Origin of the sequence: Paenibacillus sp. GCM10027626, assembly GCF_042676285.1 — a bacterium.
Taxonomy (GTDB): domain Bacteria; phylum Bacillota; class Bacilli; order Paenibacillales; family Paenibacillaceae; genus Paenibacillus_Z.
Genome location: NZ_JBHTHC010000009.1, coordinates 354,108 through 378,730, shown reverse-complemented (window position 1 = coordinate 378,730; position 24,623 = coordinate 354,108). Strand labels below are relative to the sequence as shown.

The window sequence follows — 24,623 nt, the reverse complement described above, 5'->3', positions numbered from 1 at the left end:
TATCGATGGTTAGATGGCCTTCGATGGTAGGGATGCCGATTTTCAGGTGTCCTTGATCGAAACGGAGCCGCCAGTTCTGATTGTCAAACAGGATCGAGATGTTTGCTCGAAAGGAAGGAAAACCCTTGGTATTGGCATGCTTCCGCCAATCTTGATACCGGCTGACAGCCAGTTTTCTTGCTTCTTGAAGCAGTGTTGATGGTAAAGGTATGGAACGAAGCAGGCGATCCAGCTCTGTTGCGTTGCGTATTGGGGACTCCTGTAGGTATAGAAGGGCTTGATTGCTAGCTTGTGAGAAGTGGGAGCGCATCGTTTTATACATGTCTTGTTTCACCAATGTTGGCCGATACAAAGGAAGTTTGATCGTGATCGTATTCATACTCATTTCCAATCCCCCCATATCTATCATTATATCAGAACACCAGTTCGATTTCAAATAGAGAAGGAACTTCTTTAAAATCATGTCGGACAATTGAGATGGCAAAGTTGCCACCCTTGTCCGAAGACGATTCATCTCCTACCTAAGCTTCCCCTTTGAGGAAGGAGTCTTCTCGTCTGTATTTGATAAATTAAGATTACTAAATCGCATGGGGAGATGATATGATGCTCAACGAACAGAACTTAAAGGGGATATTTGTGCCGGTTGTAACCCCCTTCCAGGCGAATGAACAATTGGATCTGAACTCGTACAGGAACTATGTAAGCACACTCTTCGAACATGATATACAAGGACTGGTCATTAACGGTACCACCGGGGAATCTCCCACGGTATCCTGGGAAGAAGTCACGGAGCTCGTCAACGCGACAAAAGAAGCGATGATGGAGAATGGAACGCGTATGCCAATTGTTATTGGCACAGGAACTAACAACACGGCCTCCACCGTCCAGCAAACAGAAATGGCGGGACAATTAGGCGCCGATGCAGTGCTTGTCATTGTTCCTTACTATAATCGGCCATCGCAAGAGGGCATTCTTGAGCACTTTCGCAAGGTCTCCCAAGTCGGCGTGCCAGTAATTGCTTACGAAGTTCCATCCCGTACTGGAGTTCGACTAACGACAGATACGGCCAGGAGAATATTGGATTTGAACGGGGTTATTGGTTTAAAGGACAGCTCTGGCAATATCGGTCTTACCTCGAAGCTGACCAGTCTAAGTTGTAAACCTGTTCTATGCGGAGATGACATTTACTTTCATGCCATGTTAAGTCAAGGCGCCCGTGGCGGAATTCTGGCATCGGCGAATGTTCAAACAAGTTCCTTTGTCAACGTATTTAATCTATTTAGCAGAGGCGATGTTATTGCATCTAAACAAGCGTTCGATCTTCTTGTGCCATTAATTGAAAATCTCTTTCATGAATCCAATCCTTCCCCTCTGAAATGGTCGCTTGCCCGACTAGGCATTATTTCGTCCGACACTCTCCGTTTGCCGATGAGCCGGATTACAGATGAGCTTCAATTAAAATTGGAACAATTGCTCCCGAATCTCGTCTAAACTGAAAAAGGGCTGCAACAGGACATTGCTCCAACCTTGTCACAGCCCTTTAACCATCACACCGGCGCGGCTTCTCGACTTTTACTCTTCCCCCGTCGCGATCGGATTTTTCATTTCATCCCTGCTGCTAAGCCAGCATTGGACTTCCGAATCTTTATTGCCATTAACGATGCGAAGAAGCATACAAACCCCGCCAGCACAAATGCTTGTGAGTAACTGCCCAGCCAATCGCGCATCACGCCTGCGCCGTAAGCGGCCGTTGAAGCGCCTATCTGATGAAAAACGACGATCCAGCCAAATATTATGCCAGAGGATTCTTTCCCAAACTTCTCGCTAGCCAGCTTTGCAGTCGGCGGAACAGTCGCGATCCAATCCAGCCCATAGAATACTGAAAATACGATAAGCATAAAGGGGGAAGCATCCAGTGCATACGGCAGAAACAGCAAAGATAATCCGCGCAGCCCATAATACCAAAACAGCAGCCAGCGGCTGTCGAAATGATCAGATAGCCATCCAGATATCGTAGTGCCAAACAAATCGAACAAGCCCATCATAGCCAATAGTCCCGCCGCTGTAACTTCAAGCATCCCATGATCTCCGCATGCTGCGATAAGATGTGTGCCGATTAGTCCATTGGTTGAAAAACCGCAGAAAAAGAACGTGCCGGCAAGCAGCCAAAAAGTGCCGCTTTTGACGGCAGAACGCAAATGCAGCAGTGGTGTCAAAAATATATTGCCGCTAAAAGGGGGTGGCTTCACAACATCAGATGCACCGTATGGGGCAGCACCTACATCATAAGGATGGTTTCGCATCCCTGCTGCCACAGCAATCAGAACTACTATAATACCTGCTATTGCGGTGTAGATCGCGTATCTCCAACCGAAATCAGAGCTCATTTTGGCAAATAACGGGAGAAAAAGGAGTTGGCCAGTAGCAGCGCTTGCTGTCAATAAGCCGATAACTAAGCCTTTGCGCTTGACAAACCAGATATTGCTGACCGTGACCCCAAGTACGTTGGCCATCATGCCCGTCGCAAGACCTGAAACAACACCCCACAGCAGCTCAAACTGCCATAGCGATTGAATAAAAGGCGTGACAGCCAGACTTGCACCCAATACAGATAATGAAATGATGACCACTCTGCGGACACCAAAACGAAGAATTAATGAGGCCGAGAATGGCCCGGTTAAGCCATATAAAAAAATACCGATGGAGATTACACTGGATATGCCCCCTCTGCTCCATCCAAATTCATTCTGAAAAGGAACAAGCAGAATACTTGGCAGGGAGCGGATGCCCGCTGACACAAGCAAGGTGCAAAAGGTAAGCAGAACGATAATCCAGCCATAGTAGAAGCGTGGTTTTTTTATCATTGTATCATGGGAATCTGTTGTGTTCATAACGTTCCTCATCTCACCAATATTTGTTTGTACATACAAAACAAAATGAAAAATGATTACTCCAGCTGTCTGCCAGCTATTCCGATATCAGACGTCAGCCGGTCGGCAAGCTCCTTACCAAGTACCGTCTCGTACATTTCTTTCAATTTGCGGGAGGCTGCACGCAAGGATGGTTCCAATTCCTTGCCTTTATCAGTTGGGTAGACAAGAACAGTTTTCCCTTGCACTTGCCGTAAAACAAGCTGCTTTCCCTCCAGCTTATCAACAAAGCGCGTTAACGTAGAAGGGGTAATACAAAGCTTCTCGGAGAGCTCCTTCTGCGTAATGCCCGGTGTGCCGATTACAAGGCGAATCAAATATCCGTAGGCTGGGGCTAGCCCTGTTGTTGCGAATGCCTCGTCAGCAATTCGAGTGATCGCCCTGCTCAAACGATTAGCTGTAAAGTACATGCAATTGTGCAAAAATGCTTCATCCTTGTTCGTAATTACTTGAGCATCATCGTTGAGTGTCATCTTCTCAGCTACCTCCTTTGTATGTACAACAAATAAAATACACCAAATTTGAGTTCACGTCAATACGGTTCCTGGGAATCGTTCTATAGCCAAGCCGCTTTCGTTTCACTTTCCAGTAGAGTATAGGGCCGCGTTTCATTTAACCTCATGGGAAGCCCGCGGTGGGCTGGTCCCACAAGATCGATTGCCGAATTTATTTTTCTGCCGGAGTGGAGTCAACATGCAAGTACCTTGATAAGTTTGAGCTTGGCGAATCCAATAACTATTTGTTCATAATGCTTGACTGCAAAGGGGCAATCAAACTCATGGGCTTATCTCAACAATCAGCCAAAGCAAACAACGCTTTGGCCGATTGTTATACAATAAGTTTTGTCCTTCAGATTGGTTCGATTGCATGGGACTACAAGACCCACTAGTCTGCATGCGATTTTCACAAAGGGAGTTCCCGTGACAGCTGGCCGCTGCTCAGGGTCAGTTTTTTGCCCATAACCTCCACAACTACCTCATCCTTGCTGTTTTCCAACTGCTGTATCGTTCCTGTGCATTTCAATAATGGAATCCATATGCTGTCGCCGACTTGCAGCGGGCGATTGGCGGGCGGCCCTTGATTGGCATCGAATTCCTCCTGTTCACCTCCTGCCCCGGAAACCGTTGTTTGTCTCCCGTTGTGCTCCTTGGCTGGGGATTCATTAATCCCCTCAAATCCATCATCCTCTTCCTCATCTTCCTCTGGCAACGGAATAAAGGCTGCCTTACTCTCCAAGTTCAGCCGCTCTCCATTCTTGTCTGTATCTCCTGTTGTCGCCCGTTCTTCTGCCCTCGCTACCACATGCTCCGGCAGCCCGAAGCGACGGGCGATCGCAAAGGCAAAGCTGTCGCCGGCCTCGCCGATTTCCAATCGATATAAGGAGCGGAGCGTGACGGGATCAAATGCCATTCGCGCATTCGCACATCCCGGAGTCTGCGCGGCAAATCGTTTGATCTCATTGAAATGCGTAGTCGCCGCTACGAGTGATCCGCGTTCCAGCAATTCTTCCAGCAGTGCAATGGATAACGCAATCCCTTCGCCAGGATCGGTTCCTGCTGCCAATTCATCCAGCAGCAACAACGAGCGTCTTCCCGCCACATCAAACATCTCCTTAACGGTCGCCATATGGGCGGAGAATGTACTTAGCGAGTGTTCGATGCTCTGCCCGTCACCAACATCGGCCAGTACATGCTCGAAAATACCGAAGACCGTTCCTTCTCCCGCAGGGATCAATAGACCCGACTGTACCATGAGCGCCAGCAGCCCCATTGTTTTGAGTGTAATCGTCTTTCCTCCTGCATTCGGTCCCGTGATGATGAGCTGCCGCCATTGTCGACCAAGTGATACGCTCAGCGGTTTACATGCCTTGCCTAGCAATGGATGTCTAGCATCCACAAGCTTGATGATGGGATGAGCCGATAGTCGAACGCGAATACCATCCCAAGTGCGTGAAAGCTTGGCGCGAGCGAAAATGAAGTCGAAGGAGGCCATCACTTCCAGATTCCATTTCAACTGTTCGCCTTGACTTTCCACCATTTCCGAAAGCCCGGAAAGTACGATCATCCTTTCGCGCTCCTCTACAGCCTTCCACATCTGCATTTCTGCGTGCAGTTCAGCAACATCGTCCGGCTCGATAAAGACAGTCTGACCGCTTGCCGACTCATCCCACACCGTACCCGGTACCTGCTTCCGATACTCCCGCTTCACCGGTAGTACATAGTGATCGTTTCTCCTGCTGACCAGATGTTCCTGCAGCGAATGCCTATATTTGGTCAATGTTTGGCTCACTTTACGTTCGATTTTAGAATCCGTCAACATCATATGTTTTCTGGCATCGGCTAGAGCTGCACTGGCCTGATCAGTAAGAACACCGTTTCGTATGCATCGTTCCAGCTGCTCTCGCATGGCTGGACAATCATTCATCGAATCGGAGTAGCCGCTAATGGTCGGAGCAATCTGCCGCTTGTCATTCATATAACGCTTCATATGACCTACCGAACTGAGCCAGTTGGCCAAATGACCCAGCTCTCTCTCTGTGTAGATTTTCCCTTTACCCAGATCAGATAGGAAAGGCTCGATTCCTTCCATTGCCGACAAAGGCACACTTGTTCCTGCTTGAAGCAATGCTGCAGCCTCTGTCGTTTCTTTCAGCCATTCTTTGACGACAGCCTCATCCGAGCTGGGCTGATGCCGCTCTGCAAGGAATTTCCCACCGGATGAAACGGTGAAAGCAATCAGCTGATTTTTTATTTTGTCATATTCCAATTTTTTTAAATTTATTTCATTCATAGTTTTATTTCTCCTTCATGTAGTTTGTTCATCAAAAAGGTTGCGATTTGTGTTACATTAGACAAATTCTCCAATGTAAGATCCTCATCGCCTATGCTTATTCCGAATTCCTGCTCCAATTCCACGATCAATGCTACAGTCGTGACAGAATCAAGCACCCCCTGTTGCCCAAGCAAGCAGGTAGTTGGTGTTATGTCTGCTACAACTAACAAAGCTTGCACGCTGGCCATCACTCTAGTCTCGAGTTCCCTAAAATCAAACGAATGCATGTTACCCTTCATTCCTAGATGCTCCTTCCATTTCCAGGCGAATCCATGTCGAGTCTGTGTGGACATAAGGAAACGTTCGCGCATAAGTCCATACCTCATCTTCTTGTATACACCGGCTAAATCCCAACAATTGCAGCAAGAGCAGGGCTGGACGATTCCGCTTCTGCGGCCGATAACGACAGATGACTTCGTCCAATGACGGCCAATCCTGGTGTATACGGGATATAACGCCTCCCATAAAAGCCGTCCCGATACCCCGCCCCTCCATCCGGCAGGAAATACAGAACAGCTCGATTTCTGCTGCTGCTTCCCGTACCTGCACCATAGCCATTGCAACGATGCCATGATTGCCAAAACGATCCTTCATCTGCCCTAAATAAATGTGACGTCGCTTCGCGTGCAAATATTCTTCCATCACAGCAAGGGTCGGAGCCTGAACAAGATTATTGAACTGAGTCGTACGTGTCGCCAACTCGACTAAACGTAAAAGATCTCCTTCCTGTGCGCTGCGCAAAGACAATACCATCTCACATGAATGGAGGAACTCCTCTCGCGTACCACTGAATATACGCTCCGCAATCTGTCTCTCCCATCGCAACATCATTTGCTGCCGGCGCTCAGCTCCTGTCTGCGATAAGCTGCTCTTGAGTTCCGGGAGCCGAGGAAGCTCAGCGGCAGCACTTGCATCGTATACATAGAGCTCTGGCAAATACGTACTTGCCTCATATCGTTCATACGGATTGTCATCGATAAAGGCAAGTGTATCCATGCCGATGTTCATCTCCAGAGCGATCTTTCGGATACAGGCAACCTTCGATCCTCTGCTATATTGCGGATAAAGGAAATAATGGTCAATCCCCAGTTCAATCAGCTTTTGGCTTGCTTGATCCGGATCATTACGACTGGCAATGCTCTGCATAATCCCTCTGCGATCCAGTTCCAGCAATGCCTCCCGGACTCCCGGACGAAGCATGACACGTTCATCATCCGCTAATGTGCCTTGCCATAATGTATCATCCAGATCCCATATCAAGCATTTAATCATTTTGTGCCTCCTCTTCTTTGCGGCCTACCCGATATTCCATCGTGAGGTGGGTAGGGGTAAAGCCATATTTCTTGTACAAGGCACGCATCGGCAGATTATGAACATGGACATGCCCCACAATATTTTGGCAGCCTTCATTTACCGCCCATTGCATCCCCGCTCCAAACAAGGCGTCCACCCCGGGCGTACCGCGGTAGGCTTCACGAATATAGAAGCTTCTGAATTGCATGTATACGTCCTGCGTAACGGAATTCATCCTGCCGCTCATCCACATCCATCCTGCGATGCATTCATCTGTCTCCCAAACCAGCATCCCCGATCGTTCACGCTGCACTGCTTTCTCCAGCTTTCGCAAATGAAAAGCAATATCCGTTATTGCTTCTTCGCCAAATGAAATGATCGCGATCTCCCGCTCCCAGCCCGCTATTTCCTGTAAATCTTTCGCCTCAATCAATCGGATGGCCATCATGTCTCTCCCTTCTCCAACCCCTCAGTCCAAGTTGTATCCTGAAGCAACTTCTCCCTCAACCCTCCTAAAAACACAAAAAAAGGCAGAGATGAACATACGTCATCCCTGCCTTTAAATAGAAGCCTTCCGCATCGTTACCGAAAAAAAATCCGCGCTGAACTCAGCACGGATGTGGGTAATCATACGAATTGGCCCTAGGGCTTAGATTATATCCGTTGTTCTTAACTAATTCTGAAGCCTTCCTAAGCCAGCAAGAAATAAACCATGCTATTCCAGCAAATGGCACTTCAAGGGCAAAAAAGACCTCAAATATGGAATTGATTAGTTAAGAACGACCCCGGACATCAAAATCTCCCCTTAATTAAATTAAGTTTATATTACTACATTCATTTTCTGCCGTCAAGGACTGCAATATTAGAAGTATATTAGAAGTAGATCGAGGCCGGCTCCACGATTTCCGGCAACAAATATCGCTCTTACGAGGCTCTCCGATCACGCAGGAAACAAAGGCAAACAAATGCAGTCAGAGCAAGTCCTCCGCATGCGGCTAAAGAGACAGAAAACGCCCTTGCATAGTCTGACAGGATAGCACTTGCCAAAGACTGTCCCAGTGAGGCAGAAAACAAAATACTGATCAACGCTACTCCTAACGAACTGGCCAAATACATGAACGTATTAAACAAGCCTGAACCTGTCCCTGCATCCTTCATCGGAACCGTGCCCAGTACGACGCGAGTGAGAGGCGTTGTGACCAGACCAAGTCCCAAACCGTATAAAAGCAAAAGCACAATGTATTGAATACTAAGCAGATGTATCGCATCCATATACAGCAACACAATGAATAAAAAAAAGCAAATCCCTGTTACCAAAGCGCCTATTCTCAGCACAACCATCCCCCACCTGCTAACAATTCGCGATGACAGCAGAGAAGTCAGGAAAAAACCGCCGCCCAGAGGCAAAAAAGCGAGACTCGTCTCTTGTGCATCGAAATGCAGGCCAAACTGCAAATAATAAGTTAAGAGGAAAAAGAAAGAGAACATGCTGAGATAGATCAAAACAACTGAAGTCATCCCCACTCCGAATAAGCGTTGTTTGAAAATGGTCAAATCAACAAGGGGGTCCCCATCCCGTTTTTGTTTTCGAATCTCGACTGTGATAAAAGCAAGCAGCAGCAGAAGCGAGAGGATCAAACAACCCCATATCCACTGCGGCCATCCCTGTTTTTGCCCCTCAGACAATGGATAAACAAGCAGAAACAACCCGCTCATGATTAAGAAGGTGCCGATCCAATCGATTCTTTGCGTCCGCCCGCCGCGCGACTCCGGCAGAAGCGGCAAACACAGAAGAACAAGTATACCGAAGGGAACATTGAAAAAAAATATGGTTCGCCAGCCAAGATCAAACACGTTCCAATTGACAAGAATTCCTCCCAGGATAAGACCAAATGCGAACCCGAATCCCATCAATGCGCCGTAAATACTGAAAACAAGGCCTTTTTCCCGCGGCAGAAAATTAACCTGCATCATGGATAACACCTGGGGTTGAATGAGTGCCGCGGCGAGCCCTTGTACAATCCGAATGACAATCAGCAGAGTTGGATTCGAAGTCAATCCACCTAGCATTGCCATGAGCGTAAACCCGCTCACACCGATAAGCAGCAGCCGTTTTCTGCCGTATATATCGCCAAGTCTCCCGCTGACAATGAGTGCTACGGCCAGACTGAGAGAAAAGCCAGCGACGATCAGCTGTGCATCCGAAAAACTGGCTTTCAGACTGTTCTGTATAGACGGAAGCGCGACCTGAATCATATAGGTGTTCAATGAATTAAGCAATATTGGCAGCAGAATAACCGCCAGCGCATACCAGCGGCGCGGATCAACCTGCTGCTCCAGTTTTTCGTCTGCTTGTAATGAAGTCGAAAGATGATTGGTCAATTGTATTTCCTCCTCAAATGCTAAACTTGCCTGAAAACCGTTTTATGTCGCCTGAAATGAATGGAAATCAACTGGTAGGATATGGGCCTCAATCCACCGTTCGGGCTAATCATTCCGACAAATATGATTATCATTCACATTGAGTTTTTTCTCTACCTGTTGAGGGAGCCCCTCTCCTTGTTAAGGGAGAAAAAAACTTCAAGCAATGTAGATCTATCGTTCGTTTCCGAAGGATATCTACATTGAAAATGTTGAAAGTAAATCATGGGATACAGTACAATGCAATCATGCAAGCGTCAAGGAGGTGATATTAACGATGATTTTAAATATAACCACGATTCATGAATTATTTGATCAATTTACGAGAATGGTAGAGGGACACGTTCAGCAAACCAATTGGGAACAGAGGCTTACCATTCCTGCTCATATAGGTAAGGGATACGTGACAAGGACGCGAATTCGTCCGGGGATGGAGATCATGATGACGGATATTACATTCGAAGAAGATATGAAACTTCAGCTCCAGGAATCCTGCCAGTTATTTGAATTGAGTTATTGCGTAAGCGGAGAAATGAATTACGAATGGAACGGTAAGAAAAGCCATACGAGTTCAAAAATAGGCAATGTTACTTTCCTGGAAGATGTTCGGGTCTATGAAGAGAAAAAAGCGGGCATTCGAAATCAGTTGCTGGAAATCAGGTTCACTCCGGACGAACTGCTGTATTATGCAGGAGATTTGACGGAGAAAAAACAAATGGAAACCTGGCTTAGACACTATCGTGGAAATATTGATCGTTACCCAGACACTCCAGCCATCCAAAGATGTGTTTCCGATATGATCCATTGCACACATCTAGGAACGATGAAACGGCTATATATGGAAAGCAAAGCGCTTGAATTTATCGCATTGTTTGGCGAGTCGGACGAATATGGTTCTGTTGGCGGAAGCATGCTGCTTCGCCGTGATGATATTACCAAATTACAGCAAACCCGCGAGTTGGTGCAAAATCATTTCGAACAACCACTGTCTATCCGCGAGTTAGCCAAGCGGGTTGGAATGAATGAATTCAAGCTTAAGAAAGGATTCCGCGAATTGTTTGGCATGACGATCTTTGAGCTTGTGCGTCAAAAAAGGATGGAGAAAGCCCTTTGGTATATGGAAGCAGCAAGTTTGAACGTTGGCGAAATCGCTGCTTCAGTCGGTTATAGCAACGCCAGCAATTTCACGACGGCCTTTCGCAAGCATTATGGCTGCAATCCAAGCGAATATGTAAAACGTATTAGCCAACTGGATTCGGAGCGAAACATGCTGCAGAACGGTCTCAACTAGCGGAAAACTTCAAGCAAGCAGAACATATCATTCAGAAACGGATGATATAACTGCATGCTTGAAGTTTTTTTGCTTCCTTAATAAGAAAGTCCAGTTTAGGTTACAACCGGCGAGGATGATAGGTGAGAACAACGACGCCTGTACTGAACGTCTTTGTATCAGCAAGTATCAAAGTCTTGTTATCAATAGTGTCACTAAATAGGAGCTTTCCCCTCCCCCGAACAAGAGGAAACACCATGAGTCGATACTCATCTATAAGATCATGTTGCATCAATGTGTTTACTAATTGGCAACTGCCGGCGACTAGAATATCCTTGCCAGGCAGCTGTTTTAACTTAGAAACTTCTTCCACGAGATTCCCCTTAATGAGCTGGGAATTATTCCACGAAGCCTCTTGCAAGGTCGTAGAAACAACAAACTTGGGGTAATTGTTCATTCTATCGGCAAAATCATCAGGAAGAACAACTCCTTCAGCTACTTTGTTTTACCCGGCCTCTACTAATCCAACGAACGGAGAACGATAAAATCGACAGATCCAAAAAAATTTTATTTTTTGTTCAGCATATCTGTTCGCGCAGGTATTGTATTTTTAACCATTTCGTTTTTGGAAATCAGCAAGAAAATCCGTGAATGATTTGCAATGCTCATAAGGTACAGCATTATAAATGGAAGCACGCAGATGTCCTGCATCTCGATGTCCTTTTAAGCCCATAAATCCTTCTTGCTCCAGCTCATTAAGCAGCTTATTTTCGATTGCTGGACTGAATGCTTCGAACGTAATGTTCATCCCCCCGGTAGAAATAAAACGGCGTAATCAGAAGAAAGAGTCAACAATTCTTTAATCCTTTGCTGTGCTTCATTATGAATAGCTTCGTATGGTTTACTTCGATGGGATATTTCTAGAATCGATGCACCGATCCCATGAAAATTTCGTAATTCTTCCTGTGCTTCTTGCAATACTTCCGGAGGCAATGCCCCGGGACCGGCATTGAAATTATAGGCGTAGGTCATCGGCGGTCCCTCCTGTAATGTAACGAATTTTCGTGCTATCCAACTATTGAAGTCCTTCATATAAAGGAAATTGAGACGTAATGTCACGCACACTTCCTAATATCTGAACTTTAACTGTCGAACTCTTGGGATTTTTAAAGGCAAGTCCAATAAGCCGGGCAATTTCTTTCATTTCTTTGGGCCCTAATCCTCTAGACGTCATAGCAGGGGTCCCGAAGCGAATGCCACTCGTTACTAACGGGCTTGCCGTATCATGAGGAATAGCATTTTTATTAGCCGTAATCCCCACTTCATCGAGTATTGTTTCAGCTTCTTTGCCCGTAAGTCCAATCGTGCGCAAATCAACCAAAACTATATGATTATCTGTTCCACCCGAGACTACGGATAACCCTTCATTTATTAATGTCTCAGCCAATACTTTGGCGTTTTCAAGAACTTTTTCCATATATGTTTTGAAATCCGGATGCAACGCCTCGCCTAGCGCAACCGCTTTTGCCGCAATGACATGCATAAGCGGGCCGCCTTGTGACCCGGGAAAAATCGATTTATCGATGGCTTGCGCCCATGGTTTACGGCACATGATGACACCGCCTCTTGGTCCTCGCAACGTTTTATGCGTTGTCGTCGTAACAAAGTGCGCGTGCGGCACCGGGTTGGGATGCAGGCCCGCCGCGACAATTCCCGCAATATGCGCCATATCCACAAAGAAAAGGGCCCCAACTTCGGCCGCAATTTGGGCGAAAAACTCAAATTCGATCGTTCGTGGATAAGCGCTGGCGCCAGCAACGATCATGCGCGGAAGATGCTTATGAGCGAGCTTCCGCACTTGGTCAAAGTCAAGGCGCCCCGTTTGTGCATCGACACCATAAGGAACAAAATTGTAGAATCTTCCGGAAAAATTCACCGGACTCCCGTGTGTAAGATGGCCGCCATGGGATAAATTCATGCCCAAAATCGTGTCACCGGGCTCAACTGATGCAAAATAGACCGCCATATTCGCCTGAGCGCCGGAGTGAGGCTGTACATTGGCATGTTCAGCGCCAAAAAGCTCTTTGACACGTTGAATGGCAAGTTGCTCAACAATATCAACATACTCACATCCGCCATAATACCTTCTTCCCGGATATCCTTCAGCGTATTTGTTGGTCAGTACCGTACCCGTGGCTTCCATAACAGCCTGGCTTACAAAGTTCTCTGAGGCAATCAGTTCTATTTTATCCCGCTGCCGTGCAATCTCTTGCCGAATGGCGCTCGCCACTGCTTTGTCTTGTTGCTCCAAATATTTCATGAAGATGTTCCTCTCTATCCGCTTATTTCGTTGCAAAAACAACTATTGTCATGGTAGTATATCAATCAATGGATTGTCATGAAACATCCATACTGAATCGATTCAAACAATCCATAATTTCGATATAAACACTGGAGGTGAATCGAATGCTAAAAGTTAACCGGGATGATAAACGTCCCATTTGGCAGCAACTGCTGGACCAAGCGATCCATAATATTACGACCGGAAAATGGCCGCCGGGCGAATTGCTGCTCCCATCCCGCGAACTCGCTCTATTGATTGGCGTTTCCCGTTCAACCATACAGATCGTTTACGAGGAATTATTCAGCCGCGGGTACACCGTAACCTCTCGCCGCGGCGGGACAAGAGTTAGCGAATGGATATATACGACTCGTTCTTCAGAGGATGTTGCCCCCCAAGGGCCCGTCCCCCCAGAATTGCCTTTATTGAACGCTGCAGTCGGCCATTTGCACAGTTGGTTCGGAGACAAAGAAAATCGAAAAGTAGAGATCGATTTTAGTCCCCACGAGCCTTATTTGGATGAACATTTTCAAAGAAATTGGAGACAATCGTTTTTACAGGCCTCCACAGAAACAGACCTGGACAGTTGGGCTTACGGCGACGCCTATGGATTCCTGCCGCTACGAGAACAGATTCAACGTTATCTGTCACTTGAACGGGGCGTTCATGTGCATATCGATCAAATCATATTAACCTCAGGCGCACAGCATAGCATCGATTTGATCGCCCAAGCCCTTTTACATGAAGGAGAAACGGTTTCGGTTGAAGATCCCGGCTTCCCTGCTGCCTGGATGGCGATGAAGTATCGAGGTATGCAAGTTGTCCCCGTTCCTGTCGACGAGTACGGGCTTTGTGTAGACCGCATTCACCCACAATCCAAACTTGTGTTTGTTACACCATCACACCAGTGCGCGGTTGGAGTTATTATGTCGGAGCCTCGCAGACAACAATTGTTGCACATGGCCGCCGGGCATCGGTTTTGGATTGTTGAGGATGATTACGACAGCGAATTTCGATATCGCGGCGACCCGCTTCCAACCTTGTTCAGCCAGCAGCCTCAAAGTACGTTATATATGATGAGTTTTTCCAAAATGGTTGCTCCTGGTATTCGGATATCGGCGATCATTGGTCCCAAAGAGGCCATTCGTCAGCTTGCTCATGTCCATGAATTAACCTACCGCCATCTTCCGATTATGGAGCAATTGACGCTTACTCATTTTATCGAACACGGTCATTTCATGCGTCATATGAGACGAGTTCGAAATCTATATCGGCGCAGACACGAAACGATGACGAAGGCAATCATCGCGACAGGTCTGAGCGAACACTTCACACTAAGCGGCGTAGAAACAGGGTTGCATATGCTTCTTGAAGCTGAACAATCGTTTGACGAAGCAGCCATGACGAACCTGGCGCTCGAAAAAGGAATCCGTGTTTATCCGCTTAGCACATATTGTTTGGAAAGCGATCGAAAAGGATGGGTATTGGGTTTTGCTAAAGTAGATGAAGCTGCCATTGAAGAAGGCATTCATCGTCTTGCGGGGATGCTTTTATAATACAAGCATCCCCACCCGGATTTGCGCTCTTTCTTACAGTCAATTTATGCTGCCATCCAGTTCCCTCAGCACCCGATCTATTGTTTTTGATCGGCTTGTTGTACTCCACTCAGCACGTATTGCTTTTTATGAAATTTCCCATGTATCATTAGATGTGCTGCCAAACCCGCGACAAGTCCCCAAAATGCGCCGCCGACACCAAGCAAAGTCACATTCGCGGCTGTTGCTAAAAACGTAATCAATGCGGTCTCACGTCCCTTGGGATCCGTTAAAGCGCCCGCAAGACTGCCGCCAATTGTGCCAAGCAATGCCAATCCCGCTAACGTTGCAATAAAGGTGGCAGGAAGAATCAAAAACAAAGCAGCCAACGTCACGCCAAAAATGCCGACAACAATGTAGAAAATACCACAGGCAATGCCTGCAATATAACGTTTTGTCGAATCCTCATGCGCGTCTTTCCCTGTGCAAATCGCTGCTGTAATGGCTGCTACATTAAAAGCATGCGAGCCGAATGGTGCTGCAAGGAGCGAACCCAAACCCGTTATGGTCAAAATCGGATTCGCGCTCGTCTTAAACCCGTCATTCCGCAATACGAGCATTCCAGGCATGTATTGTCCCGTCAAGGTAATGATAAACAGCGGCAATGCAACGCCCAATAAAGCATGTAACGAAAACTCCGGAACGACAAATACCGGTGAGGCAATCGTCAATTGGATCGTACTGAAATCCGCTTTCCCCACACAAATCAAATAAATCAGTCCGATTGCCAGTATGCCAACAATCGCATAGCGGGATGTAAACCGTCTTAGCACGACATAAGCGGCAAACAGTACAACGACAAGCAATGGGTCAACTTTCGCTCCTCCAAAGGCTGAAATGCCAAACTGCAGTAAAATGCCTGCTAGCAACCCGGAAGCGATGCCTGGAGGAATAAGCCGGACGAAACGTTCAAACATGCCCGATAATCCTAAAACAATAAATCCTACTGCAGAGATCATGTAAGCACCAATTGCTTCCGGATAAGGGGTTACCGCTAATACCGAAACGAGAAAAGCCACGCCTGGTGTTGACCAAGCCGTAATAATCGGTTCCCGGTATCGATAACTTAGCCATATCCCGGTTATACCCACTCCAATGGAGATCGACCAGATCCATGAAGCGGTCATTTCGGGACTTAAACCCGCGACTTTTGCTGCCTGAAACACGAGAATAAAGGTGCCCCCGTAGTTGACAATGACAGATATTAAAGCGGCTATGGTCGGCGATATCACATCGCGGCCGCGCAGCGAAGGGGATGATGTTGTGTTCATAAGCGTTCTCCTGCCTCTCTCCTAATCGTCCTGGCGCGCATTTTCGTTCCAGTAATAGCCGTCCGGCAAGTAACGTTGGCCGAATACGCTTGTCCCTACGCGAATGATGGTTGCTCCTTCTTCGATGGCCACCTTGAAATCACCGGACATGCCCATCGAGAGGATATCCATTTCTACACGCGGAAACTTTTTCTCTCTAATGTGTGTTTGAATAGATTTTAATAATCGGAAGCAGTGCCGGGTCTCGTCGTTTGTAGCACTCAGTTTTCCAATCGTCATTAAGCCTTTCACGTTTAACGTTTCGAACTGGGACAATTGTTCCACCAACTCCAGTGCCGTTTCCGGAGAAGCACCAAATTTACTTTCTTCGTAGGACGTGTTGATTTGTACCAGAATATCCATGGTCTTATTCTCTTTGACGAGCTGATTGTGCAGAGCCTGCCCCAATTTCAAACGGTCCACAGAATGAATAAGCGTAACATATTTGACAACGTCCTTCACTTTATTCGTTTGCAGATGTCCGATAAAATGCCATTCCACCTGATTATACTGCTGCATAAGCGGAAATTTGCCCCGAAGTTCTTGTGCTTTGTTTTCCCCAAATAGAGTCTCACCCGCTTGTATGGCCACTTGCAATTTTTCAAGCAGTACAGTTTTGGTCGCCAACAACAATTGCACGTCCTCTATCTTGCGCCCCGCGGCTTGGCAAGCCAGTTCCATCTGCTGTCTCACGGTTTTGAGATTCTCTTCAACTAGATGGCCCATGTCTCCTACCCTCTTTCTGCTGATCATAGTTAAGTTAGTCAAAGGAGATTTCCCGTACGCGTTTGATTTCCGATATCGCGAGTAAGGATTCCATCACGTTCTTGGACGTCTTTTTATCGATTTTTAATATCATGACCGCCGAACCGCCAACTTCGTTGCGTCCCACTTGCATCGTGGCAATATTAATACCGCTATCACCAAGCAATGTTCCAACACGCCCAATGATGCCCGGCCTATCCTTCTGTGAAATCAACAAAACATATCCTTCAGGTGAAATATCAACCGGATAGGGACCGATTCGAACAAGTCGTTCCCCGACGCCGGGCAGAGCAGACCCTGTCACCCATCTCTCCTCGATCGTCGACTTTAATCGAATCGTAATGTCGTTGGACGAGCTTTGGGTTAACAGAGATTTTCGCTCCACGAGGTGAATATCACGAAATTTCGCCAGGTGAACGCTATTGACAACATTGACTTGTTCCGCACCGAGATGGTGAGAAAGTATACCCTTGAGCACATAAGGGATCAGCGGCGATGTATCCAAATCAGCAAGTTCGCCTGAACATTCCACTGTGACTTCCCGTACGGCGCCATCGGTCATCTGAGCAAGCGCTTTTCCGAGTTTTTCGCACAATGTGAAGTATGGCTGTAATTTGTTCAGCAGGTCGGCTGGAACGGCCGGTATATTGACTGCATTTTTAAACGGTTCATTTCGCAGGATATGAATAACTTGTTCGGAAACATCAAGGGCTACATTCTCTTGTGCTTCCAAAGTGGACGCGCCCAAGTGCGGGGTAACAATCATTTTAGGATGCCTTAGAAATGGGTGATCTGGCGCTGGAGGCTCGTGTTCAAAGACATCGAAAGCGGCGCCTGCCACAATCCCTTCTTCGAGCGCTTCAACAAGAGCCGACTCGTCAATAATCCCCCCGCGGGCGCAGTTAATGATTCGCATTCCCCGTTTCATGACGTCGAATTGCGGCCCGGCGATCATATGATGCGTTTCATTCGTTAGCGGCGTATGAACCGTCATAAAATCAGCTGTCCGTATGATTTCATCTACTGTCGTCAGCTTGATACCCAATTTGTTTGCCCTTTCTTCTGATAGAAAGGGATCGTAGCCGATAACGGTCATCCCAAACGCCGCTGCTCGTTTGGCCACTTCGATCCCAATACGGCCAAGCCCGAGCACACCGAGTATCTTGTTTCGCAATTCTACGCCAAGGAATGATTTACGGTCCCACAACCCGGCAATGGTTTTGGCATAGGCTTGCGGAATATGCCGGGCCAATGCCATCATCATCGCAAAGGTATGCTCGCACGTCGTAACCGTATTGCCGTCGGGTGCATTGACCACGATAACCCCCCGGCTCGTTGCGGCATCCAAATCAATGTTGTCCACACCGACTCCTGCCCGGCCGATGACTTTCAAATGAACACCGGCCTCCATAATACGCCGAGTGACTTTCGTTTGAGAACGAACGAGCAGCGCATTATAGGGACGGATGATGGAAATGAGCTCCTCCTCGCTCAACCCTGTTATTTTGGCGACCTCCACATCCTCAGCACGCATCAGTTGCTGCAATCCAAAATTGCTTATGGGATCCGATACCAAAACTTTAAACATTGACCTTCCTCCTTCTCTATATGAAGACTGTTGATTGAATCAGCATATATAACATTGCATGGTTGAAGAACACTATGCTAGTTTATCAACAAATGGATTGGTTAGACATATCCAATATTGGTTTATTTGCGCAATCCAAAAAAGTGCATATTTCATTCCAGTATATAAGAAAAACGCCTGACGGCGTCCTTGGTACTATCGTCAAGTTTTTTCTTCTAATACCGGAGTTCAGGGGGAAAAAGCTCTGAAGGAGGGGCGCCTGCAAAGCGATTTCATCTAATGGAAACCACGGACCTTATTACGTCAATTCTCTTCCTTTTTGAAATCTAACGGAAATGAGCGATCTTAATTCGACATTTTCTTGCGAAATCGGGCTCATCATCATCAAATAGGTGCGCACAGTACCGTTACAATTTCAAATCGGTCGAATTTTTGCAAATAGCGGCTGTGGTATCCGTTAGATTTGGCCACACCAGCCAAAATTTTATAAATTATTGAGAAAAAATTCTATCGAAGTCCTTCGAGGATGAGCGACCTAAAGGTTTGCCGATCGTTATTCACCGAAAATCGGCCGCTTCCCCGGATAATAGAGCCACCGTCTCTGCTATCAGGACTCGTGGCTCTTTGTTTTTGCTCGACACGGGGTCTTATACGGTTTTTCCAGGTTTGAACATTTTTTCTTCTTCAATCGGATTTTCTTTCGCGGTGATATGATGTGGATCTATTCGGTACACCTGAACCGGACCTCCGAAAACTGCTGACCGGTATTTGTCTACATGCTGCCGGGGTAACGGCCGATTATAGTAACCAGGCACATACTTATAAATCATCTCTTGCAACATGTGTGTAGCTTCATCCAGATCGACGATGGGCTGTGCCTTGCCAAAAATCATTACACTCATATACGCTGTGTCCGTCTTGGCTGGCACCGGATCAGTAATCGTTCCATATTCTTCACAAACCGTAAAACAGACCTCCGGATTAGCACTCATAACCTGATTTCTTCTCCCGCCGGTGGCTCCATGGAAATAAAGCTTCCCATTTGTCCAAACAAAATTGAGCGGAACAACATACGGCAAATGACCATCGACCATTCCAAGATGTCCAATTCGCGCTTGCTGCAGAAATGTCTCAATCTTGCTCTTGTCCAGCACTTCTCTTATTTTGTAACGCACTCCATCCATTGTTATCGCTCCTATTGAATTAAAGTATTATTATGTAAGTTTATCAGTCATTGGAATGAACATAAAAGTCCATAATTACGGAATTGCAGCAATCCATATCTGACATTAAGCGACGCTCCCTAAGTCAGACCTTATAATCAGCGCATACGATTTGGAAGCCTGTTTACACCTCACATAAATTTTCTTTTCCTGAGCAGAATAATTCTGTTTTTAACAATAAAGCTAAAAGGAGCTAAAAATAATGGGTATATTAAGTGGACATCCAAAAGAACTCCTGCTCCTACTTTGGCGATCATTCGTCCCCCACTTCAAATGAAACGTTCTGAGACAGCTGAAGATTAGAATCCCTGATCCTGCTCAACCGAGTGGGATTTTTTTATCTTTAAGCAATGTAGATCAATGCCTAGTTTATAAGAGGCAAGCAGTCCCTATTGGTCTATTTCGAACACACATCCTGGAAGTGATGGGCCGATCCGTTCTATAAGGGCGATCCTGGTTCTCATAAGAAATTGGACCGTGATGGCGATGGAGTGGCTTGCGAGAAATAAATAAAGTGGAAAAGCCCCGCCAGCCAACTGCCAGCCAACGGGGTTTTTAAAGAAGTTTGGTCTGATCATACAACTGTTGAACATGCTGTTCACAACAGTTGACTCTTCTGAATTATTTTGGAACATCCCCACCATTATTGCATTACTGTATGGCGACTGGCTCCTGAACAATCTCATAAAAACGGCCTAAAGTGTTTAATGTTGTTTGAGGAGCTGCTTCCAGCGGGTAAAACCCTTTTTTCACCATCCATTGCCACACATCATAGGCATGGTGTGAACTCATGCGAAATGCATCTTCCAAGAAGCTTCGAATTTCTGGATTACTCATTTCCATTGCCGCCCAAGCATATTCTCTCCCAGCACGCTTCAATGTGAGTAAATAGGCAGTAGCGATCTCCCGGTCATTAAATTGTGGAACCGTCGTTCTTGGCGTAACAGATACAGGGGGTACTGGAGCTTGTATAAAAGACTGTAGGGCAGGTTGCAAATCTGGAACCATTAATTTAGAGTTTGCCCCCTCCGCTTTACCCAGATATTCCGCCTTGATATTGTAGTCTTGAATGTGCAGCGGAAAATGCCTTTGTAAAATGGCCTTTAATTCGGAGTCTTGAACCTGATTAATAAAGCAAGCCATATTCGTAATAGAGTTGACACAGCTCATTGCCAATTCATGTAAGTCTTGTGCTTCGTGTGCCGCCAATTGCATACTAGTATAGACCTCCCTAATGTTATCTTCGTTTTTAGATTACACAGGAAATTGAGTAAGTATGCAACAAAGTGTGAACATAGACTTAGGAAAGCGCAGGACACCTCTCAAAAAATCCCAGTATATTAGAAAGGTGTTGATCAGTAAAATCGTTCTCCGGTGTGACCGAAGCTAATTAGGATTATAGTTCGGCGGATACTTTCCTAATTTTTTGGTCAAACAGAAAGCGGAGAACCATTTCAGTCCGCCGCCCTCTGCTTGTGATTATACGTCTTAGAAACGGTTCTGGCCGAATTGCTGTGATTGTTTGTTTGCCGAATAGCTTCCCACATGGGAAATCACCGGGCCAGCTTGCTGTGATTGGCCAATAGCTTGGTAAACCGGTTTAGACGGCGTCGATGCTTGCACGGATGCGAAGTTGCTGCCCATAGACTGCATGCCCCCGAATTGCGATTGGTTGGCCGAGTAACCACCAGCATTGGAAATAACAGGCTGCGAGTTTCTTTGTCCAGCAGTCGAACCTAGGCGGGAAAGCACCGGCTGGTTCGATTGGGATTGCGCAATTTGTTGAAAGTTTTGGCTACGTCCGACAGCTTGGTTTTGTTGCCCCGCTGTATATCCGAAATGGGAGATGACTGGACCGACGTTGTTTTGCGCCGAAATAGAGCTGCTGCCTTGGTAATGCAATTGCCCTGGCGATTGGGAATGGTACGATTGCTTTTGCAACTGTTGTTGCTGACCGAAACGTTGTTGATTGAATTGTTGGTTGTTTTGGTACACGTGTTTTCCTCCTCAATAAATCAACATGGATGTAGGCTTCAGGCAGCAGCCGAATCGGCTCTTTTTGAAACCTTTGATAGTGTTGGAGGGACAAGATGATTTTATGACCGTTAGGATTTGGCTTTTCCGCCAGTAAGCTATTACATGCCCATTCTCTAACACGAAATGCAACGAAATTGGTCAATTTATTTAATGGGACGATGCGACTAAATGACAGCATCCAGGAAAAGATTCCTCTTATATTCCTCCTTACCATGCACAGAAAAAGCAGCCGCTTGTTGCAGAGTAAAAAAGAACCCAGGTTTTTACCTAGGTTCTTTTTTGATCTTTACTAAGCTTTGTTGCGATCACGGCCACGCATACCAGCTAAACCAAATAAACCGAGAAGCCCGAGCCATCCCCAATTGAAGCCAGTACGATCGTTCGCATAAGCCCGGTAATTGTTCCCATATCCATCTCGCGTTCCATCCATGTACATATTGTTTTCCGATGTTTGCTTTGATTCAGCCACTGCATTATTCGAGTGAGCAAATGCCGGAACTGCCAGTAATAAGGTCAAACAGACAAGAAGGAAGATAACTCGCTTCTTCACAACTAAAACCTCCAGTGTGTTATATTGGTTTGCTTTCTTGGTATTCCCTAAACGGCAGTGGATTATTAAAAGTACATGATAATAATTAAAAAACCGCCAGCAAACGCCAGCGGGGTTTTTAAATAGGGAAGGTCAAGTCGCAGTGGACATCGACCTGATGGTACTTTCATTACATTATATGCTTTTCGTTTCGACATCTTTATACTCGCAACCAAGTTTCCGGAAGTTCTATTCTAGTCAATTTTGTCATGTGGTTGCAGCCTTCTTTCCCCCGCCAGCAATATAACGATGAAAGAATACCTCAATCACGCCAAGAACTGCTGTAATAATCAATAACCCTCCAATACTCAAATCCCAGTTTAAGAAATACGCTACAACCCAAAAATAGACAAATACCAATACAGCATCTGCAAGAGTGGCAACAGTATTGTTAGTCGAGCGTAAGACAAGTTGATCACCCGCGTAATAAGCGATAACACTTAGGACAAGCGAGGCTAAGGCGGCCTCCCAGAAGGTAGCGTTTGTAAGCCACAAAAGCAGATGATTATTGCAGAGCAAGGAACCTGGGTTTACAACCTAGGTTCTTTTTATATCTTATCAAGTGGATTTCTTGATGGATACAAAGTTGAAATGTGAAATTGGTTGTGCTACAATGCAAGTAATTAATCAAAGGGAGATGAAGAGAATAATGTAAAATTTCTTGCTTATTTTACGAATGATAAAACAAAAACTGTTTTATTCTTTGTTGAAGCAAGAAAGTTACTTATTCTCTTCACTCAAATAAAATAACAATATCTAATCCATTCATTGGGTTAGATTTTAGTATTTGTTTATTTGAGCTACAAGAAAGGTAACTTTCTTGTAGCTCTTTATTTTTTATGGAGGTTTTTGACAATGTCTTTAATCAATGTGACCAACCTAACTTTTGCTTATGACGGTAGCTACGACAACATCTTGGAAAACGTTAGTTTTCAAATTAATACGGATTGGAAATTAGGGTTTACTGGAAGAAACGGTCGAGGCAAAACAACATTTCTGAACCTGTTGCTTGGTAAATATGATTACAGCGGAACCATTTCAGCAAATGTCAGCTTTGAATACTTCCCCTTCCATATTGAACACAAGGAATTTAATACCCTGGATGTTATTGACGAAATTTATCCCGACTATGAGCATTGGCAGATCGTACGTGAGCTTTCGTTGCTGAAGGTGTCAGAGGATGTGTTGTATCGGCCGTTTGAAACCATGTCAAACGGGGAGCAAACGAAAGTATTACTAGCAACCTTGTTTTTGAAGGAAAACAGTTTCCTGCTTATCGACGAACCAACTAATCATTTGGACATTCACGCAAGGAAGCTGGTCAGCGATTATCTAAAAACCAAGAATGGATTTATTTTGGTTTCACACGATCGCGCATTTCTAGATAATTGCGTGGATCACATTCTTTCGATAAACAAAACTGATATTGAGGTCCAAAAAGGTAATTTCTCGGATTGGTGGGAGAATAAACAAAGGCAGGATAACTATGAACTAGCCGAGAACGACAAGCTGCGAAAAGACATTAAACGGCTATCCGAAGCCTCAAAGAGAACGAGTAACTGGTCGCACGAAGTAGAAAAAACAAAAAACGGCACTCGCAATTCCGGTTCGAAAGTCGATAAAGGGTATATCGGACACAAGGCCGCCAAAATGATGAAACGTTCCAAATCGATTGAACAGAGACAGCAATCCTCGATTGAGGAAAGTTCCAAACTCCTGAAAAACATCGAAAGCTCGGAAAGCCTGAAAATCACTCAACTTGCTTATAACAAAAAGAAAATGGTGGAATTAGAGCATGTTTCGATCCATTACGGAGAACACACAGTATGCCACGACGTAACCTTTACCGTTGAACAAGGAGAACGCGTTACACTTGCGGGTCCAAACGGTTCGGGAAAATCAAGTATTCTCAAACTTATTCTTGGCGAGGAGATCCCTTTTACAGGAACATTTCGCAAAGGTAGTCAATTAAAAATTTCATACGTATCACAAGATACCTCACATCTACAGGGCAACTTATCAGATTATGCGAGCCAGAACGATATCGACGAGAGCTTGTTCAAAGCGATTTTAAGAAAACTCGATTTTTCGCGCATACAATTTGAAAAAGATATGTCTTCATTCAGCGGCGGACAGAAGAAGAAGGTACTGATCGCAAAGAGCTTATGCGAGAAGGCACATCTCCATATATGGGACGAACCGTTAAACTTTATTGACGTCATTTCCCGTATGCAGATTGAAGAACTATTGCTGGAACATTGTCCGACAATACTTTTTGTAGAGCACGATAGTGAATTTTGTAAAAATATCGCCACCAAAATCGTCGAACTGTAATATAACTTTATGCTTATTTTATATTAGGAGGTTGAAATAAATGTTTGAAGTTGTAAATGTTCATATGAACCGTTCATTGTCCGTTGGTACGGTTC

General features: G+C 45.7%; 24 protein-coding genes and 1 pseudogene. 5 read left to right on the top strand and 20 right to left on the bottom strand.

Going from position 1 to position 24,623, the window contains the following annotated elements:
• The coding region (locus ACFQ0N_RS19820; RefSeq protein ID WP_379329307.1) for a hypothetical protein at window positions 1-385 on the bottom strand (385 nt) is incomplete at its 3' end.
• Window positions 386-603: 218 nt separating this feature from the next.
• Between ACFQ0N_RS19820 and dapA the strand changes: the two genes are divergently transcribed.
• Window positions 604-1,491: a 4-hydroxy-tetrahydrodipicolinate synthase gene (gene dapA, locus ACFQ0N_RS19815; RefSeq protein WP_379329305.1), complete on the top strand. Its 888-nt coding sequence runs from the start codon at window positions 604-606 to the stop codon at window positions 1,489-1,491.
• A gap of 110 nt (window positions 1,492-1,601) precedes the next feature.
• On the opposite strand, the gene ACFQ0N_RS19810 is transcribed toward dapA, so the two are convergent.
• From ACFQ0N_RS19810 to ACFQ0N_RS19780, 7 genes are all read right to left on the bottom strand, one after another.
• The gene (locus ACFQ0N_RS19810) at window positions 1,602-2,891 is read right to left on the bottom strand and encodes an MFS transporter (RefSeq protein ID WP_379329303.1); all 1,290 of its coding nucleotides are present in this window, start codon (window positions 2,889-2,891) and stop codon (window positions 1,602-1,604) included.
• Window positions 2,892-2,947: 56 nt separating this feature from the next.
• Window positions 2,948-3,403: a MarR family winged helix-turn-helix transcriptional regulator gene (locus tag ACFQ0N_RS19805; RefSeq protein ID WP_379329301.1), complete on the bottom strand. Its 456-nt coding sequence runs from the start codon at window positions 3,401-3,403 to the stop codon at window positions 2,948-2,950.
• Between the two features lie 430 nt (window positions 3,404-3,833).
• Window positions 3,834-5,720, bottom strand: a complete 1,887-nt coding sequence (locus tag ACFQ0N_RS19800) for an endonuclease MutS2 (RefSeq protein ID WP_379329299.1) — start codon at window positions 5,718-5,720, stop codon at window positions 3,834-3,836.
• Window positions 5,717-6,001, bottom strand: a complete 285-nt coding sequence (locus tag ACFQ0N_RS19795; RefSeq protein WP_379329297.1) for an acyl carrier protein — start codon at window positions 5,999-6,001, stop codon at window positions 5,717-5,719. Before ACFQ0N_RS19795 ends, ACFQ0N_RS19800 begins: the two co-directional genes overlap by 4 nt.
• Complete coding sequence (locus ACFQ0N_RS19790; protein ID WP_379329295.1) at window positions 5,991-7,034, bottom strand: HAD-IIIC family phosphatase; 1,044 nt, start codon at window positions 7,032-7,034, stop codon at window positions 5,991-5,993. Before ACFQ0N_RS19790 ends, ACFQ0N_RS19795 begins: the two co-directional genes overlap by 11 nt.
• Window positions 7,027-7,503: a GNAT family N-acetyltransferase gene (locus ACFQ0N_RS19785; RefSeq protein WP_379329293.1), complete on the bottom strand. Its 477-nt coding sequence runs from the start codon at window positions 7,501-7,503 to the stop codon at window positions 7,027-7,029. Before ACFQ0N_RS19785 ends, ACFQ0N_RS19790 begins: the two co-directional genes overlap by 8 nt.
• Window positions 7,504-7,979: 476 nt before the next feature.
• Window positions 7,980-9,437 (bottom strand): MFS transporter, encoded by a 1,458-nt coding sequence (locus ACFQ0N_RS19780; RefSeq protein ID WP_379329290.1) that lies wholly within the window; start codon window positions 9,435-9,437, stop codon window positions 7,980-7,982.
• Window positions 9,438-9,753: 316 nt separating this feature from the next.
• On the opposite strand from ACFQ0N_RS19780, the gene ACFQ0N_RS19775 reads away from it, so the two are divergent.
• Window positions 9,754-10,767, top strand: coding sequence for a helix-turn-helix domain-containing protein (locus tag ACFQ0N_RS19775; protein WP_379329288.1), 1,014 nt, complete (start codon window positions 9,754-9,756; stop codon window positions 10,765-10,767).
• Window positions 10,768-10,867: 100 nt separating this feature from the next.
• On the opposite strand, the gene ACFQ0N_RS19770 is transcribed toward ACFQ0N_RS19775, so the two are convergent.
• The 4 genes from ACFQ0N_RS19770 to ACFQ0N_RS19755 form a co-directional block, all read right to left on the bottom strand.
• Entirely contained in the window at window positions 10,868-11,203 is a 336-nt protein-coding gene (locus ACFQ0N_RS19770) for a dihydrofolate reductase family protein (RefSeq protein ID WP_379329286.1), read from the bottom strand.
• Window positions 11,204-11,356: 153 nt separating this feature from the next.
• Window positions 11,357-11,554: a hypothetical protein gene (locus ACFQ0N_RS19765; RefSeq protein ID WP_379329284.1), complete on the bottom strand. Its 198-nt coding sequence runs from the start codon at window positions 11,552-11,554 to the stop codon at window positions 11,357-11,359.
• Window positions 11,551-11,778 (bottom strand): aminotransferase class V-fold PLP-dependent enzyme, encoded by a 228-nt coding sequence (locus ACFQ0N_RS19760; RefSeq protein ID WP_379329282.1) that lies wholly within the window; start codon window positions 11,776-11,778, stop codon window positions 11,551-11,553. The genes ACFQ0N_RS19765 and ACFQ0N_RS19760 overlap by 4 nt, the downstream gene beginning before the upstream one ends.
• A gap of 43 nt (window positions 11,779-11,821) precedes the next feature.
• Complete coding sequence (locus ACFQ0N_RS19755) at window positions 11,822-13,066, bottom strand: serine hydroxymethyltransferase (RefSeq protein WP_379329280.1); 1,245 nt, start codon at window positions 13,064-13,066, stop codon at window positions 11,822-11,824.
• A gap of 146 nt (window positions 13,067-13,212) precedes the next feature.
• On the opposite strand from ACFQ0N_RS19755, the gene pdxR reads away from it, so the two are divergent.
• Window positions 13,213-14,643 carry a MocR-like pyridoxine biosynthesis transcription factor PdxR gene (gene pdxR, locus ACFQ0N_RS19750; protein ID WP_379329278.1) on the top strand — a complete coding sequence of 477 codons (1,431 nt, stop codon included), beginning with the start codon at window positions 13,213-13,215 and terminating at the stop codon, window positions 14,641-14,643.
• A gap of 77 nt (window positions 14,644-14,720) precedes the next feature.
• Here the strand turns inward: pdxR and ACFQ0N_RS19745 are convergent, their stop codons facing one another.
• The 4 genes from ACFQ0N_RS19745 to ACFQ0N_RS19730 all read right to left on the bottom strand — a co-directional run bounded on the left by ACFQ0N_RS19745 (window position 14,721) and on the right by ACFQ0N_RS19730 (window position 19,529).
• Window positions 14,721-15,953 (bottom strand): benzoate/H(+) symporter BenE family transporter, encoded by a 1,233-nt coding sequence (locus ACFQ0N_RS19745; protein ID WP_379329276.1) that lies wholly within the window; start codon window positions 15,951-15,953, stop codon window positions 14,721-14,723.
• A gap of 21 nt (window positions 15,954-15,974) precedes the next feature.
• Window positions 15,975-16,718 (bottom strand): YggS family pyridoxal phosphate-dependent enzyme, encoded by a 744-nt coding sequence (locus tag ACFQ0N_RS19740; protein WP_379329274.1) that lies wholly within the window; start codon window positions 16,716-16,718, stop codon window positions 15,975-15,977.
• A gap of 34 nt (window positions 16,719-16,752) precedes the next feature.
• Window positions 16,753-18,345, bottom strand: a complete 1,593-nt coding sequence (gene serA / locus ACFQ0N_RS19735) for a phosphoglycerate dehydrogenase (RefSeq protein WP_379329272.1) — start codon at window positions 18,343-18,345, stop codon at window positions 16,753-16,755.
• A gap of 647 nt (window positions 18,346-18,992) precedes the next feature.
• Window positions 18,993-19,529 (bottom strand): pyridoxamine 5'-phosphate oxidase family protein, encoded by a 537-nt coding sequence (locus ACFQ0N_RS19730; protein ID WP_379329270.1) that lies wholly within the window; start codon window positions 19,527-19,529, stop codon window positions 18,993-18,995.
• 479 nt (window positions 19,530-20,008) lie between these two features.
• On the opposite strand from ACFQ0N_RS19730, the pseudogene ACFQ0N_RS19725 reads away from it, so the two are divergent.
• Window positions 20,009-20,077: pseudogene (locus ACFQ0N_RS19725) on the top strand (excalibur calcium-binding domain-containing protein); the annotation flags it as partial.
• A gap of 142 nt (window positions 20,078-20,219) precedes the next feature.
• Here the strand turns inward: ACFQ0N_RS19725 and ACFQ0N_RS19720 are convergent.
• The 4 genes from ACFQ0N_RS19720 to ACFQ0N_RS19705 form a co-directional block, all read right to left on the bottom strand.
• Complete coding sequence (locus tag ACFQ0N_RS19720; RefSeq protein ID WP_379329268.1) at window positions 20,220-20,783, bottom strand: spore coat protein; 564 nt, start codon at window positions 20,781-20,783, stop codon at window positions 20,220-20,222.
• A 273-nt stretch (window positions 20,784-21,056) separates the two neighbouring features.
• Window positions 21,057-21,563, bottom strand: coding sequence for a hypothetical protein (locus ACFQ0N_RS19715; protein ID WP_379329266.1), 507 nt, complete (start codon window positions 21,561-21,563; stop codon window positions 21,057-21,059).
• A gap of 331 nt (window positions 21,564-21,894) precedes the next feature.
• Window positions 21,895-22,155, bottom strand: a complete 261-nt coding sequence (locus tag ACFQ0N_RS19710; protein ID WP_379329264.1) for a WGxxGxxG family protein — start codon at window positions 22,153-22,155, stop codon at window positions 21,895-21,897.
• Between the two features lie 246 nt (window positions 22,156-22,401).
• Window positions 22,402-22,689: a DUF2512 family protein gene (locus ACFQ0N_RS19705; protein ID WP_379329341.1), complete on the bottom strand. Its 288-nt coding sequence runs from the start codon at window positions 22,687-22,689 to the stop codon at window positions 22,402-22,404.
• Window positions 22,690-23,049: 360 nt separating this feature from the next.
• Between ACFQ0N_RS19705 and ACFQ0N_RS19700 the strand changes: the two genes are divergently transcribed.
• Window positions 23,050-24,528 carry an Lsa family ABC-F type ribosomal protection protein gene (locus ACFQ0N_RS19700; RefSeq protein WP_379329262.1) on the top strand — a complete coding sequence of 493 codons (1,479 nt, stop codon included), beginning with the start codon at window positions 23,050-23,052 and terminating at the stop codon, window positions 24,526-24,528.
• The last annotated feature ends 95 nt before the right edge of the window (window positions 24,529-24,623 follow it).

What these genes read in the sequence shown, in the direction of transcription:
- ACFQ0N_RS19745 (WP_379329276.1), bottom strand. Translation starts at nt 15,953, where the DNA reads ATGAACACAACATCATCCCCTTCGCTGCGCGGCCGCGATGTGATATCG.
- ACFQ0N_RS19810 (WP_379329303.1), bottom strand. Translation starts at nt 2,891, where the DNA reads ATGAACACAACAGATTCCCATGATACAATGATAAAAAAACCACGCTTC.
- ACFQ0N_RS19760 (WP_379329282.1), bottom strand. Translation starts at nt 11,778, where the DNA reads ATGACCTACGCCTATAATTTCAATGCCGGTCCCGGGGCATTGCCTCCG.
- ACFQ0N_RS19765 (WP_379329284.1), bottom strand. Translation starts at nt 11,554, where the DNA reads ATGAACATTACGTTCGAAGCATTCAGTCCAGCAATCGAAAATAAGCTG.
- dapA (WP_379329305.1), top strand. Translation starts at nt 604, where the DNA reads ATGCTCAACGAACAGAACTTAAAGGGGATATTTGTGCCGGTTGTAACC.
- pdxR (WP_379329278.1), top strand. Translation starts at nt 13,213, where the DNA reads ATGCTAAAAGTTAACCGGGATGATAAACGTCCCATTTGGCAGCAACTG.
- ACFQ0N_RS19790 (WP_379329295.1), bottom strand. Translation starts at nt 7,034, where the DNA reads ATGATTAAATGCTTGATATGGGATCTGGATGATACATTATGGCAAGGC.
- ACFQ0N_RS19795 (WP_379329297.1), bottom strand. Translation starts at nt 6,001, where the DNA reads ATGAAGGGTAACATGCATTCGTTTGATTTTAGGGAACTCGAGACTAGA.
- ACFQ0N_RS19740 (WP_379329274.1), bottom strand. Translation starts at nt 16,718, where the DNA reads ATGGGCCATCTAGTTGAAGAGAATCTCAAAACCGTGAGACAGCAGATG.
- ACFQ0N_RS19805 (WP_379329301.1), bottom strand. Translation starts at nt 3,403, where the DNA reads ATGACACTCAACGATGATGCTCAAGTAATTACGAACAAGGATGAAGCA.
- ACFQ0N_RS19700 (WP_379329262.1), top strand. Translation starts at nt 23,050, where the DNA reads ATGTCTTTAATCAATGTGACCAACCTAACTTTTGCTTATGACGGTAGC.
- ACFQ0N_RS19720 (WP_379329268.1), bottom strand. Translation starts at nt 20,783, where the DNA reads ATGCAATTGGCGGCACACGAAGCACAAGACTTACATGAATTGGCAATG.
- ACFQ0N_RS19785 (WP_379329293.1), bottom strand. Translation starts at nt 7,503, where the DNA reads ATGATGGCCATCCGATTGATTGAGGCGAAAGATTTACAGGAAATAGCG.
- ACFQ0N_RS19730 (WP_379329270.1), bottom strand. Translation starts at nt 19,529, where the DNA reads ATGGATGGAGTGCGTTACAAAATAAGAGAAGTGCTGGACAAGAGCAAG.
- serA (WP_379329272.1), bottom strand. Translation starts at nt 18,345, where the DNA reads ATGTTTAAAGTTTTGGTATCGGATCCCATAAGCAATTTTGGATTGCAG.
- ACFQ0N_RS19800 (WP_379329299.1), bottom strand. Translation starts at nt 5,720, where the DNA reads ATGAATGAAATAAATTTAAAAAAATTGGAATATGACAAAATAAAAAAT.
- ACFQ0N_RS19775 (WP_379329288.1), top strand. Translation starts at nt 9,754, where the DNA reads ATGATTTTAAATATAACCACGATTCATGAATTATTTGATCAATTTACG.
- ACFQ0N_RS19770 (WP_379329286.1), bottom strand. Translation starts at nt 11,203, where the DNA reads ATGAACAATTACCCCAAGTTTGTTGTTTCTACGACCTTGCAAGAGGCT.
- ACFQ0N_RS19755 (WP_379329280.1), bottom strand. Translation starts at nt 13,066, where the DNA reads ATGAAATATTTGGAGCAACAAGACAAAGCAGTGGCGAGCGCCATTCGG.